The sequence below is a fragment of the Enterococcus sp. E5-162 genome (genome assembly GCF_035725965.1).
Taxonomy (GTDB): domain Bacteria; phylum Bacillota; class Bacilli; order Lactobacillales; family Enterococcaceae; genus Enterococcus_B; species Enterococcus_B lactis.
This window is the reverse complement of the sequence record NZ_JAPRFV010000005.1, coordinates 133,829-148,318: the sequence shown is the minus strand read 5'-3', so window position 1 is coordinate 148,318 and position 14,490 is coordinate 133,829. Positions and strand designations below refer to the sequence as shown.

At 40.6% G+C, this 14,490-nt stretch carries 10 protein-coding genes; 5 read left to right on the top strand and 5 right to left on the bottom strand.

Going from position 1 to position 14,490, the window contains the following annotated elements; all coding sequences use genetic code 11:
• Positions 1-139: 139 nt before the first annotated feature.
• Positions 140-2,305, bottom strand: a complete 2,166-nt coding sequence (locus OZZ83_RS06990) for a PTS transporter subunit IIBC (RefSeq protein ID WP_278023696.1) — start codon at positions 2,303-2,305, stop codon at positions 140-142.
• A gap of 258 nt (positions 2,306-2,563) precedes the next feature.
• Here OZZ83_RS06990 and OZZ83_RS06985 point away from each other — a divergent pair, with 258 nt between their 5' ends.
• From OZZ83_RS06985 to OZZ83_RS06965, 5 genes are all read left to right on the top strand, one after another.
• Positions 2,564-4,858 carry a glycoside hydrolase family 65 protein gene (locus OZZ83_RS06985; RefSeq protein ID WP_002310737.1) on the top strand — a complete coding sequence of 765 codons (2,295 nt, stop codon included), beginning with the start codon at positions 2,564-2,566 and terminating at the stop codon, positions 4,856-4,858.
• Positions 4,851-5,516 (top strand): beta-phosphoglucomutase, encoded by a 666-nt coding sequence (gene pgmB / locus OZZ83_RS06980; protein ID WP_002310736.1) that lies wholly within the window; start codon positions 4,851-4,853, stop codon positions 5,514-5,516. The genes OZZ83_RS06985 and pgmB overlap by 8 nt, the downstream gene beginning before the upstream one ends.
• Complete coding sequence (locus tag OZZ83_RS06975) at positions 5,509-6,516, top strand: aldose epimerase family protein (protein WP_002316657.1); 1,008 nt, start codon at positions 5,509-5,511, stop codon at positions 6,514-6,516. Before pgmB ends, OZZ83_RS06975 begins: the two co-directional genes overlap by 8 nt.
• Before the next feature lie 21 nt (positions 6,517-6,537).
• A complete protein-coding gene (locus OZZ83_RS06970) occupies positions 6,538-7,563 on the top strand; it encodes a LacI family DNA-binding transcriptional regulator (protein ID WP_002312769.1) in 1,026 nt (341 codons plus the stop codon).
• A gap of 315 nt (positions 7,564-7,878) precedes the next feature.
• Complete coding sequence (locus OZZ83_RS06965; protein ID WP_325066031.1) at positions 7,879-9,900, top strand: RNase A-like domain-containing protein; 2,022 nt, start codon at positions 7,879-7,881, stop codon at positions 9,898-9,900.
• Here the strand turns inward: OZZ83_RS06965 and OZZ83_RS06960 are convergent.
• From OZZ83_RS06960 to tyrP, 4 genes are all read right to left on the bottom strand, one after another.
• The gene (locus tag OZZ83_RS06960) at positions 9,886-10,494 is read right to left on the bottom strand and encodes a hypothetical protein (protein ID WP_252706959.1); all 609 of its coding nucleotides are present in this window, start codon (positions 10,492-10,494) and stop codon (positions 9,886-9,888) included. The two genes, OZZ83_RS06965 and OZZ83_RS06960, sit on opposite strands and share 15 nt — an antisense overlap.
• A 38-nt stretch (positions 10,495-10,532) precedes the next feature.
• Positions 10,533-11,129 (bottom strand): hypothetical protein, encoded by a 597-nt coding sequence (locus tag OZZ83_RS06955; protein ID WP_002345412.1) that lies wholly within the window; start codon positions 11,127-11,129, stop codon positions 10,533-10,535.
• Between the two features lie 242 nt (positions 11,130-11,371).
• On the bottom strand, positions 11,372-12,739 hold the full coding sequence (nhaC, locus tag OZZ83_RS06950; RefSeq protein ID WP_278023695.1) for a Na+/H+ antiporter NhaC: 1,368 nt from the start codon (positions 12,737-12,739) through the stop codon (positions 11,372-11,374).
• Between the two features lie 108 nt (positions 12,740-12,847).
• Positions 12,848-14,245: a tyrosine-tyramine antiporter gene (tyrP, locus tag OZZ83_RS06945; protein WP_002316652.1), complete on the bottom strand. Its 1,398-nt coding sequence runs from the start codon at positions 14,243-14,245 to the stop codon at positions 12,848-12,850.
• Positions 14,246-14,490 lie beyond the last annotated feature (245 nt).

Below are 14,490 nucleotides of genomic sequence, written 5' to 3'. Positions count from 1 at the left end.
TTTGTCACAACCTCCCCAGTAAACAGTGTTCAATCAGCTGACCTTCGGTATTAGCTCAAAAACGGCAAAATATGAGGAGCTATTTTTCCGTTTTGCCTCTCTAATACTCAGGTCAGGGCGCTGATTTCACAACCTCCCCTTATATTTTAATGGAGCCGATCACTTTACCAGCTGCCACTGTCCCTACTTGCTTGATCACTACTTCTTCCACTTTATCATTCGTAAATACGATCATGATCGTTGGATCTTTTTCTTCGTTTTGGATCACCTCAAGATTCATCTCAGCTAATTTCGTTCCTGTTCCTACTTCTTGTCCTTCTTTGACAGCAATCTCAAAAGCTGACTGATTCATTTGGACTGTATCAATCCCCATATGGATCAAAACTTCGACGCCATCTTTCGTTTCTAGCCCAATTGCATGTTTGCTAGGGAAAATACTTGTAACTTTTCCAGCGATCGGCGCAACAACTTCTCTTGACGTTGGAATAACAGCAAAGCCATCACCCATCATTTTTTGTGAGAATACTGGATCTTTTACTTCAGCTAATGGAATCACTTCCCCAGAAGCTGCGGAAACTAGTTCTTGTTCTATACCTAAGTAATGCTTACTATCTGCTTGTCCATTTCCTGTAGAAACCATTTGCGGCTCTGGAATCTCTGCTCCTGATTGCAACAAATCTTCGATATCTGATTTCAAGACATCTGCTTTTGGTCCATAAACTGCTTGGACTCCATTGTCTTTGACGATTAGCCCCATTGCTCCTGCTCGTTTCCAGGCTTCTTCAGTCCCAACTTTTTCCCGATCGTTTACACTTACACGTAAACGAGTCATACAGGCATCGACATCTTTGATATTTTCTTTTCCGCCCAACAAATGAATGATCTGGACCACTTGCTGATCTGCTGTTCCTGTTCCACTGTTAGATACAGTGATTTCTTCACTGTCATTGTCATAATTTCCGTTACGCCCAGGTGTAGCAAAGTTGAATTTTTTGATTAAGAAATTTGCTAAGAAATAAGTAACAACACCAAAAACGACTACACATAACACGAAGTTGATAAGATCTGCACCTAGACCCGCTTTGATAGCTAACGGTGTCCGCGTCAGCAATTCGATATTTCCAAATGAATGGACCCGCAATGGTAAAATGTCTGCCATTGCAAATGCCACTCCCTGAATGACTGAATAAATGGCATATAATGGTACAGCCGCAAACATGAACATGAACTCCAATGGTTCTGTTACACCTGTTAGAAAGACAGCTAGCGCTGCTGAAAAATACATTGATTTATATCTTGCTTTCTTATCAGGATCGACATTACGGTACATCGCAAATGCCATCCCCATCAAAATACCCGAAGAACCAATCATTTGTCCTACTTTGAAACGGGCCGGTGTCCAGTTATGCAGCACAAATTCATATTGCGCCATATCCCCTGCACCTCTAAGATTCACTAAATCAGTGGCCCAAGCTAACCATAACGGATCTTGTCCAAAAACTTGTGTTCCTGCCTGTGCACCTGATAGAATCTCGTACGATCCGCCAAGCTGTGTATAGTTGATAGGAATCGTCAGCATATGATGCAATCCGAACGGTAATAGCAAACGTTCCAATGTACCAAATAAAAACGGTGCTAGAATCGGTGCGCTTTCCTGGGATTCTGCAATCCATAAACCAAAATTATTGATTCCGGCCTGTACGTTTGGCCACACAACAGCAAGAATCAATGCCACAATCGTTGACCATAAGATAACGACAAACGGAACAAAGCGCTTTCCATTGAAGAAAGACAAAGCATCCGGCAATTTTCTATAATTATAGTACTTATTATAAGCCATTGCCCCGACAAAACCAGCGATGATCCCTACAAATACACCCATATTCAAAGCTGGTGCTTCCAACACACTTGTAAAGAACCCTTTAACCATAATCTTCGTACCGAAAAGAGTGTGAGTAAACGCGTCTTCATTCGCAAGCATGTCGCTTGTGACACCAAAGATGGCCCCAGTGATCCGATTGATCAGAATAAATGAGATCCCAGCAGCAAATGCCCCACCTGCTCGTTCTTTTGCCCAACTTCCTCCTATTGCTAAAGCAAATAAAATATGAAGATTACCAATAATTGCCCAACCAATATTTTCTATTACTCCGCCCGTTGTAACAAGCGGCGTCCACTCAGGATTGATCAAAGGAATTGATTTCCCTATACTGATCATCAATCCAGCTGCCGGCATCACTGCCACCACAACCATTAAAGCCTTTCCAAATTTTTGCCAAAACTCAAAACTAAATATCTTTTTCATTCCGTTTAGCTCCTTTACGCAATCGGTTTCGTTAAATGTATTATAGCGTGCGTTTTCTTTTTTGTAAATGCTTTATTTTTCATTCTTCTGTCTATACCATTCTTCAAACCCTATAGTACATAAGTTTCCTTCTATAAATAGCTCGAAAAAAATTTATTTTTATGCTTTTTTCTATGAAATATTTCTTATTGTCTATTGACTTGCGCAATCGGTTGCGTTTATTATGAACGTATAAAACAGCTCATTAGGAGGAGAACAATGAAACAGATCAAACGACTATTTGCTATTGATCCATGGAAAATAAGCACGACCCAATTAGATAAAAAAAATCTTCGACTGCAAGAATCTCTGACAAGTATTGGAAACGGTTATATGGGGATGCGTGGGAACTTTGAGGAAACTTACTCAGGGGATCACCATCAAGGTACTTATTTGGCAGGTGTCTGGTATCCTGATAAGACACGTGTCGGCTGGTGGAAAAACGGTTATCCAGAGTACTTTGGAAAAGTGATCAATGCCTTGAACTTTATCGCAATAGATATTTCGATCAACGATCAGCTGATCGACTTGGCTTCTTTGGAACCAGAAGATTTTTATTGGGAACTAGATATGAAAAACGGTGTGCTATCTCGTACATTCACAATCACTACTTCTACTAATAAAGTACGTATTTCATTTGAACGTTTTTTGAGCATTATCAAAAAAGAAGCGGCTTACATCCATTTGACTATAGAAATGCTTGAAGGTAATGGAACAGTCGACCTCGTATCGAAATTGGATGGAAATGTCCAAAACGAAGACAGCAACTATGATGAACATTTTTGGAATGAGATCGATCGTGGAACCATAGAAGAAATCGGCTATTTGACAACTAAAACTATTCCAAACAACTTTGGGATCGAACAATTCACTGTTACTGCAGCAATGCGTCATTTCGTTAACGGAAAAGCAGTCGTTCCTGACTATCACGAAGATACTTTAGCCTTACATGGTTGCCTGTCTGCTGAATTATCTCAAGGCGAGACATGGACAGTAGAGAAAGAAATCATCGTTCTTACTAGTCGAGATATCCCAGAAGCGCAGCAAGCAGAAAAAGCCCTCTCAGAATTAGCAAATCAGACAAACAGTTATATCCAAGCAAAAGAAGAACAAACAGCGGCTTGGGCAGAACGATGGAAGCTTGCCGATGTGGTCATCGAAGGAGACGAAGAAGCACAGCAAGGTATTCGCTTCAATTTGTTCCAACTATTCTCTACTTACTACGGCGAAGATGAACGATTGAATATTGGACCCAAAGGATTCACAGGAGAAAAATACGGCGGTGCCACTTACTGGGATACAGAAGCGTATGCAGTCCCTCTTTATCTCGCTTTAGCCAAACCCGAAGTAACTAAGAATCTTCTGAAATACCGGCATAACCAGCTGCCGCAAGCGATCCACAACGCTCAGCAGCAAGGATTAAAAGGCGCGCTTTATCCTATGGTCACCTTCACTGGCGTCGAATGTCATAACGAGTGGGAAATCACTTTCGAGGAGATTCATCGAAATGGTGCAATCGCCTATGCAATCTACAATTACACGAATTACACCGGTGATACAGAATATTTGAAAAATGAAGGTCTAGAAGTTTTAGCAGAAATCGCCCGCTTCTGGGCAGACCGTGTCCATTTTTCAAAACGAGCAAATAAATACATGATCCACGGAGTGACTGGACCAAATGAATATGAAAACAACATCAATAACAATTGGTATACAAATACGATCGCAGCTTGGGTCTTGCGTTACACGCGAGAAAATTATTTAACTTATCAAAAAGAAGCTGCTATCACTATCAGCGAAGAAGAACTAGCCAAATGGAAAGATATCGCAGAGAACATGTACTTCCCAGTGGACGAAGAATTGGGGATCTTTGTCCAGCATGACACATTCTTAGATAAAGATCTCATGCCTGTATCCGATATTCCCACAAGCGATCTTCCTCTGAACCAGCATTGGTCTTGGGACAAAATCCTTAGATCTTGCTTCATCAAGCAGGCAGATGTATTACAGGGGATTTATTTCTTCAACGATACTTTTACAAAAGAAGAAAAACAAAAAAACTTTGATTTCTATGAACCAATGACTGTCCATGAGTCTTCCCTTTCCCCAAGTATCCATTCGATTTTAGCAGCAGAATTAGGAATGGAAAACAAAGCTGTAGAAATGTACCAACGAACAGCTCGCTTGGATTTGGATAATTACAATAACGACACAGAAGACGGCTTGCACATCACTTCCATGACTGGCAGCTGGTTGTCGATCGTCCAAGGATTTGCACAAATGAAAACCGCCCATGATCAATTGAAATTCGCACCATTTCTGCCAAAAACCTGGAATGCTTATTCTTTCCATATCAATTATCGCGGACGTTTATTATTCATCTCAGTTACAGATGAACAAGTTACTTTCGAGTTATTAGAAGGTATGCCTCTGGAACTTTTCGTCTATGAACAGTCTTACACTTTAGAGGATCGCCTAGAAATAACGCTAAGAAAGGAGGAAGCAAATGTTTAAAGGGGTATTGTTCGATTTAGACGGCGTCATTACCGATACTGCCGAATTCCATTATCGTGCTTGGCGAAAGCTTGGTCAGGAAATCGGCATTACGATCGACCGTACATTCAACGAACAGCTAAAAGGCGTTAGCCGAGAAGACTCTCTCTCTTTGCTTTTAGCTTATGGCGGAAAAGAACACTCTTTTTCAAAGGAAGAATTTGCAGAATTAGCAAAAAGAAAAAATGATTATTATTTAGAGATGATCCAGACGATCGAACCAAAAGATGTCTTCCCTGGGGTCGTCCCTTTACTAGATTCTTTAAAAGAAGAAAAAATCAAGATCGCTCTTGCTTCTGCAAGTAAAAATGGGCCTTTCCTACTTGAAAAAATGGGTCTCACACCTTACTTTGACGCTATTGCCGACCCGGCAGAAGCAGCAAACGGAAAACCTGCGCCAGATATCTTTCTCCTTGCAGCAAAAGCTGTCGGACTAAAAGCAGAAGAATGTATCGGGATCGAAGACGCGCAAGCTGGTATCCAAGCCATCCTCTCAAGTGGTGCCCAACCAATTGGCGTGGGACGTGCTGAAGACCTTGGAGAGGAGATCCCGCTTGTCCCTGATACGACTTTTCTTACGATCGATTACTTGAAAGAAAAGTGGCATGACCATGGATAATCCAGAAATCTCCGTCGTACCAGTTCCAGAGACTGAAATAAAGAAAATCACGTTGAAGAACGACTATTTAGAAGTCGTTCTTCTCAACTATGGTGCCCGCCTGCATCAAATCTTCGCGCCAGACAAAGAAGGAAAATCAGAAAATATTTTATTGTCTTACGATCGTTTCGAAGATGTTCTAACAGATAAAAGCTTTTTTGGCGCAACTGTCGGACCTGTAGCTGGAAGGATCCGAGATGCTTCTTGGGGTGAGCATAGATTGGAAAAAAACTGCGGACCACACCATATCCACGGTGGCACGAAAGGCTGGTCTTTCCAGTATTGGGAAGTAGAAGTTTTCAAAACTCCTTCATCAATAGGCGTGGTCTTTTACTTAAAAGATGAATTTTCTACCTATCCAGGACCAATCACTGCTACGATCACTTACCGTTTGACAAAAAACGAGTTAGAGATGACGACCTCTGCCAGTAGCCTGGTCGAAACCATCTGCAATCCGACCAATCATGCCTACTTCAACCTTTCAGGAAATGGAAAAAGAGACATCTATGACCATCAGTTAACAGTCTTCTTAGATGGTATACTTGAATTAGATCAAGAAAAACTACCTACTGGAAATTGGACGAAAAAAGAAGACCTGCCCATCGACTTTAGAAAATCTCCAACACTGCAAGAAATCCTTGCTTGTTATCCAGCTGGACTAGATGATGTATTTCTTTTGCATCATCCTAGGCTTTCCAGAACTTCCTTACAATTATTCGAGAAGCATTCTGGTCGTCAAATGACTATAGCAACTTCCAATAAAAGTATGGTATTATTTTCTACGACTGGATTTGAAGCTGATTTCTCTGTCAACGGAAAACAGATGCATTCAAACTACGGATTAGCAATCGAACCGCAAGAAATCCCTGATATCGTTCATTTCCCCAACTTTGGATCGATCAACCTCCATCCTGGTCAAGAACGGATCAGTCAGACGATTTATCGGTTCTCTGCACAATAACAAGAGAAAGGTGTTTTTATCATGGCTATTACCGTAAAAGATGTGGCGAAAAAAGCCGGTGTTGCTACCTCGACCGTCTCTCGTGTTATCAATGATCATCCTAGTATTTCCGAAGCAACAAAGAAGAAAGTCCGAAAAATCATGGATGAACTAGGTTATGTTCCTAACATGACTGCCCGCAATCTAGGAAAACGCATTTCCAGTGCCATCGGCGTGATCTTACCCCCTCTTGATTCAAAAGAGCGGATCGGGAATCCCTTTTATCTTGAGATCATGGAAGCAATCAACGAAGAAGCGCGGAATTATGATATGACGACAGCGATTGCTACTGCTAAAAATTTTGATTTACTGTTAGAGAACGTCCAGCGTATGCATCTACAAAAACAAGTAGATGGTTTTATTCTAGTGTATTCAGATAGTCAAGACCCTGTCATTGATTATTTATACCAAAACCATATCCCTTTCACTTTGATCGGACAGCCTTATCATCACGAAAACGAAATCGTTTATGTAGATAATGACAACCAACTTCTAGGCAAACAAGCAACAGAATTTTTGATTCAGAACGGACATAAGAATATCCTATTCGTGACGAATACGACTCATGAGAGTTTGTATTTCGAACGATATTTCGGTTATCAAAAAGCGATGATGATGGCTGATTTTCCTGCGTTTTCCAGTGTAGTACTGGAACATACAGAAGATTATCTGACCTTTGAGAAAACGTTGAAAGAAAACGAAGCCACAGCATTGGTAGTCATTGACGATATCTTCGCCCTTCGCACGATGCAGTTGGCACAAATGTATGGTTATGTCATTCCAGAGACACTTTCCGTCATTAGCTTCAACAACTCGATCTTCTCAACATTGACACATCCTTACCTTACAAGCATCGATATCGATATCTCCGAATTAGGACGTGTCGCTATGCAAAAACTGCGTGAACTGATCCATGAAGAATTAAGTAGCGGCGTACGCTTGGTCATCCCTCATCGCTTGATCAAAAGAGAGACAGTTGTTCCTTTAGAAAGCACGAAACTTAGTTAAATCACTGAATTTGCTGACCATTTATCCTATGGTCAGTTTTTTACATAAAATATGTTATTTCTATAAGTTTGAAAAGAAAACATTAAATAACATTAATATTAAAATAAATAAATCTATCCCTTCTTTTTCTTTATCAGTTATGCGAACGATTATGCGTCCAAAACAAACGATTATTTGACATAACTACTGTCTTCCATGAGAATACACGAAGGAAACACCAATAATATAAAAAACATTTTTTTAAATTGATTTTTTCTATTACGCCTTGTATTCTTTTGTTTTTTCAAGAATAATTAAATGTGTAAGCGAATACGAATGAACGGAGGTGCAAAAGACCCCCTTGTCGATCAGCCGCACGTGTTCTTGAAAGGAGAAAACATGAAAAAACTCACTCATTTGTTTTTTGTTGTGTTGACACTTCTGCCATTTGCTGCCACGCCTGTCCAAACGCACGCCCAAGAAACGTATACGATTAAAGCAGAACAACATGCGACGACCGAAGTTGTTCCTGAACTCCCGTCTATCTCTCGTATCCCTGTCACTACCCAAGAACCAGATCCGCACAACGCAGCATTGGTTCCTTTAACCGGTGGCGTCAGTTTCTCCTCTTTTCTCTCTCCTTTTTCTGCTGTTGGTGCTACATTAAGTTCTGCATTGGTTTCCCTCCCTGCTTCTGCTGCAGTAGTTTCTGCTATCCTAGGAGCAGGACTTGGTTATAGTTTTTACCAATTAGGTTCCTCCTTAGGCGTCGCCACTGCAGACTTAATCAAAACGAATGCGAGCTTGTATGAATTATCTTCCAATAATCCTGCCCTGCAACAAGAATTGGCCGCTTTTGCCACTTCGGGAATTGATTCTACTACTAGTACCTATAATTTCTCGCAAGGTCTGCAAAAAAGATACGCGCAAGACGTGACCAGTCATGCATTGATGCGGGAATATTTGACAGGAACAACGGATCATGGTGCTTATCGCTTTTCGATCAATGACCATCCGGCTTTTCGTAAACTGATCTCTTATGGTTCTCTTTCTACTGAAACGGCTCGGACTGGCGTGATCGGACGTGATGCCTCGGTAGCTGATCGAATGTTCATCGAAGATCAATTCTTCTTACTGGAAATGGTTCGTGTCATGGAAACTCGAGTCGGCAGTGATACAACATTACTAACGATCTCCGGTCACAATTATGGCCATCGGGGTAGTCACGGTTCCTTTGTCCATGAAGTCGAATTAAGTGTCCCGATGTCTGTCTTGATGAGCCAGATCGCGACTCAAGAAGACTTTCTGGAATACATCCAGCAAAACACCACTTTTGAATTTGGGGTGATCGAAACACCCTCAAGAGAAGTCGCTGTCCAGACGGCTCAGCAAATGGCGCAAGCCTATCATACACGCACTGCCGATATACAAAAGAACTTAGCGGAAGTCTTGGCACCGACTGAAAACGGATTGAGCTTCGATCCTTCTGGTATAATCGCTACCTTATACGGACAAACGGTTGTCCTTGATGCAACAGGAAAGTTCGTGTACGCTGACACTCGAGTAGCCGTTCCAGAATACCAGTGGGGGGCGATCGATTTTGCTTACAGTGAAGCAGCCATCCCAATAGATGACTCGATCACGATCGATGGGCGAAGAGGTGTATTAGATGAAGAAACTGGAGACATCGTAGAAGATGGAACAGGTAAAACATTAGTTGAAGGCGCAATGGGCGCTGCATGGAATGCGTTGAGTCTTGCCCGCGTCCTTGAAGCAATCAAAAACTTCAAAGGGGATGACGATGATGACGATGAATTCGAATGGTATTCCCCTCTTGATTTGTACTATGACGAATGGTATGCAGACGGCGGGAAAGGGCATACGATGGAACGGCATGTGGGACAGACTGCGGATGCCCTACAAGCCCGATTAAAAGAAATAACCTATTCCGCTGCCTTCCATACTACGGAACAAGCTTTGATATTTATCAACTGCGCGATCTATACTGCCAATAAAAAATACTTAGAGGGTACGATCAAGTTACCTCTAGGTGATTGTTCTTTACAAGATGGTAATCGTGTAATCTATCGATCGTATAAATCGATTGCTCTTGGAAAGACATTAGGGTGGGGATTTTATAGATTAAACCTTGACAACTATATTCAATACGACTCGATCTATTACGCTAAAGTAGTTATTCAAAGAATGCCCAACATCGTATGGAAAAAACGAAAGTATTATATCCTAACCGCTTATCCTGACTTACGAAGAACTGTAAAAGAGGAGCCGCCAAGGGCGGCTCCTTCCTCTTCAAAATTTTTATTTATTTTTAGCCTGAAAAAATCAAATCATCACTAAACTAGCATCAAAAACAGTGAATCGCTTTCTCTTTTCGTCATACACTGACCACACATAAGCACCATCCCAATAACGACCATTATTATAATAATTCGTAAATTCATTATTCCAAAGGTAAATATGCAGATGATCTTTATCTGGGAAAAGACGATCATTCAACTGGTTAAATTCTTCTTCCGTTCCTGCCGCTCCTTGAGGCGCATTAAGAAAAGAAGTCCGATAGATACCATCCTCATCCCATAATGCTTTAGGGGTGACTCTTTTCGCCTTCATCATTTCTTTATTCACATAAATAGGATAATCTTTCATCTTGTCAAAAAATCGGATATCCGTATAGTTGATTTTTTCTTCTCTGAATTCATAAAATTTTTGTGCGTATGTTTTTTTAGAAATCATCGTTCCTTTTTCAATAGAATCACCGATTCGCCATAACCAGCAAGCTTGTAGTCTACTTGAGCAATTAAGAAATTCTAAAACTGCCTCCTGATGACTATTTAGCCCGTCATATTCTTCTTCCTTGAAAAAAGCATAAGTGAATGGGATTCGATTACGTTCCAAATAAAAATCAATACTTTCTTTTTCTAATAGTTCCATCTTCTCTCTCCTTTTTCCAGTTCACTATATGGAATAATTCAATCCAATACCAGTGTAGCATCGAAAACAGTAAACCGCTTTCTCTTTTCGTCATACACTGACCACACATAAGCGCCATCCCAATAACGACCTTCATTATAATAATTCGTAAATTCATTGTTCCAAAGGTAAATATGCAGATGATCTTTATCTGGGAAAAGACGATCATTCAACTGGTTAAATTCTTCTTCCGTTCCCTCTGCTCCTTGAGTTGCTTCAAGAAAAGAAGTCCGATAGATACTATCCTCAGCCCAAAATGATCCAGGCGTGATTCTTTTCGCCTTCATCATTTCTTTATTCACATAAATAGGGTACTCTTTCATCTTGTCAAAAAATCGGATATCCGTATAGTTGATTTTTTCTTCTCTGAATTCGTAAAGTTTTTGTGCATATATTTTTTTAGAAACTATAAGCCCTTCTTTGATTCGCCATGACCAACCAGCACACAATCTGCTTGAGTAATTGAGAAATTCTAAAACTGCCTCCTGATGACTATTTAGCCCGTCATACTCTTCTTCCTTGAAAAAAGCATACCGTAACACAGTCCAAGCACGCTCCAAATAAAAATCAATACTTTCTTTTTCTAATAATTCCATCTTTTCTCTCCTTTTGCTCTTCTAACGGCACTCCTGATACACTAACAAATCTACCCCTTTCATCTGCCACGTCAATACATATTTCTCTCGAATTTTATCTATCCATTTTTATTTTATCGCAACTATCAAGGCTTCTATTCCTATTATTTCTTTTTGAAGAAAAGATAGTTTTCAATCGTATAAATCGCTAGTTTCGCAAAAAAGGCTGTGACAAAAATAGTCACAACCTTTTGATCTTTTCTTCAATTTTTCACATGTCGGCGATTCAATAAAAAACCGCCTATTATTGTAAAGACAGGAGCAAGGATCGAGAAAAAAGCGAATGGCAAGTAATGCAACGCGCTAACTTTCATCGTCCCCATAATGAATGTGCCGCTAACTCCCCACGGTACAAGAGAATTGACGGTTGCTCCTGAATCTGCTAGCGTCCGTGTCAAATAGTTTTTTGATAAGCCAACCTCATCAAAGGAGCGTTTGAATGTTTCTCCTGGAAGAATGATGGACAAGTACTGCTCTCCAACGATCAGATTGACTCCGATACAACTCAAGGCAGTAAACCCGACTAAACGAGAAGGTCGATCCATCTTTTCTTTTAATTCTTGCACGATGGTCTCAACAATCAAATATTTGATCAATAAACCACCTAATGCCAATGCCAGTAAAATCAAACTGGCTGAGCCCAACATACTCATGATACCGCCTCGAGAAAGCAGTTCATCTAGCTTAGGATCAGGTGTATGCGCGACATAACCATTCATCAAGATGTCTGCTGCTTTTCCAATTGTCAAACTTTTCTCATGGATAAAGGAAAGAACGAGGGCGGCTGTCGATCCTGCTAATAATGTAGGGATAGCTGGAATTTTTTTGATTGCCCCGCCAAATAAAATAACTAACGGAATCAATGTCCAAGGAGAGATCCAAAAGCTTGCTTTCATATTTTGGATCATTTCATTGATACTGGCTAGGTCGGCTGAATGACCGTTCTGTCCTAATATCGTATAAAAAAGCAACGAAAGGACGAATGCCGGAAAATCCGTATAACGCATACCAGCGATATGTTCGAATAGATTGACTCCACCGATACCAGCTGCCAAGTTTGTCGTATCCGATAAAGGCGAGCAGTTATTCCCTAAAAATGCACCAGAAACGACCGCACCTGTAGTCATTGCATCGTTGAATCCAAGCAAATGTCCGATTCCCAAAAAAGCAATCCCAATCGTCGAAATCGTTGTAAATGAACTGCCGACTGTCACTCCGACAATTGCACAAACAAGAAATGCTGTCGGCAAAAAGAAACGTACAGAGACAAGTTTGAAACCATAAACCATGATCGTAGGGATGGTTCCAGATAGAATCCAAGAGGCAACCAAGACGCCAATCAAAAGAAAAATCAGGATTGGGATGATCCCCGGAGTGATTCCTTTGACGATCCCGTCATGGATCTCATCCCATGAGAACTTTTTAAATCTGCCATAAAACAACAAGCACATGAAAGCTGCAAGGATCGGGATATGTGGCGAGAGTTGGAATCCGATGATCAGTACTCCTAGGAGTGCCAACAACACGATCAATACAGCGATACTTTCTTTTAAAGAAATATTTTTATTCATCGTCGATCTCCTATTTCAAATGAAAAGGCCCTGCCATGAAAAAACTATTCACTTGGCAGGACCTCCTACTAAATCAGCGACAGATCGTCGGCTGAAAGACTTATTTTTTTATTTTTCTTCTAAACTTTTTTCTACCTCAATCCCCCAAGAATCTTTCTTGAAGTGATTGATGATCAATGGAATAACGAACATGACCACTGTGATAGCTGCTACTAATAATGCATCACTCAATGTCGCTGTACCTAATGTAGCAAATACGACAACGATGATAGAGAAGATCAGCATGCAGCTGACTACCCAAGCTAAGCCGTTTCCGTTTTTACCAATTCGGTAAGGGCGTTCGAATTCTGGATGTTTCTTACGCATTTTAAGCAATGAAACAGCAATCAAAATGTACACGATACAATAAATAACAGTTGTAGCATTTGTAAGTGTCAAGAATACAGCACTTACGTCATCCATTACACCATAAAGCAAAGCAAATAATGAAATAACGATTGATTGTGTTAGAACGACATTTCTAGATACGCCGTATTTGTTTTCTTTATGGAATCCGAATTTTGGTGGAAGGAATCCTTCACGAGCTACTTGGATGATTGTTTTTGATGGTCCAGTAACCCAAGCTGATAATTGTAAAAGCACACCAATAAATACCATGAAGCTGAAGATATTTCCGATCACTTCTGGTAAGCCTAGGATTTGGCAATCAATCAAGATTGGCTGCGTGATATTTGCTAATTCCATTTTTCCATCTGGTACGACATTGGCAACAAGCATCGCATTGATGACATTCAATAAAACTAATCCGATCAAAGCGATAAATACGCCTTTTGTATAATTTTTTGTTGCGTCTTTCAAACGAGGCATGTAAACAGAACTCATTTCGATCCCAACAAAAATAAATGTGATACCAGCTAAGTATTTCAATGAATCAATATGTTCCAAGTCAGGGAAAGCTTTTGACCATGAAAAGTCACCTAGATAGCCGTTTGAGACTAGTCCGACTTTGAAGGCTGCCAAAACACCTAAAACGAACATGATGACTACTGGGATATATACCCCTAGCCATACACCGATGTTCCCGCCGACTTTTGCCATATCGAATTTCAAGTTCAAGATCGTGATGATCCAGTAAATAACTAAAATACAACCTAAAACGAACCAATGATTATTGCCAAGTTCTACATTACCAAATGTGTTTCCTAACAATGGTCCTAAAGTAGAAGCGACCATTACCATACCTGGGAACATTTGCACCCATAATAGCCATGCAACGACAAATCCCCATTTGCTGCCCAGTGCTGTTTTTACCCATAACTGAGGACCGCCTTCTTGAGGAAGCATCGTTGAAAGTTCACCGGAAACCATTGATATCGGACCGGCAAAAAACAAAACTGCAAAAATTGAATAAAAAATCAATGTCCAACCGACTGCGGCTAACGTAGGAATACTCCGAACCGTTGCACACAGTGCCATTGTCAGACCGATAAAGGTCCCAAGACCCATTTTACTTACTTCAGATTTACTCACCGTTGACACTCTCCTTGATTTTTTGGATAAAATAACGGTGTCTTTGAAGTAGTTTCAGCAATAAACGAAACAATTCAGCGAATATTTGAGGGGATTCTTTGAGTCTATTGCTTGAAGGAGTTCTTCAAAGACAACCTCAAAACAAAGGGATCGAAGAGCTTAGGTCACCCCTTGCTCTTCAGATCCAAACATGCGTCAGAAACAGTTAGCATTCAAGCTGT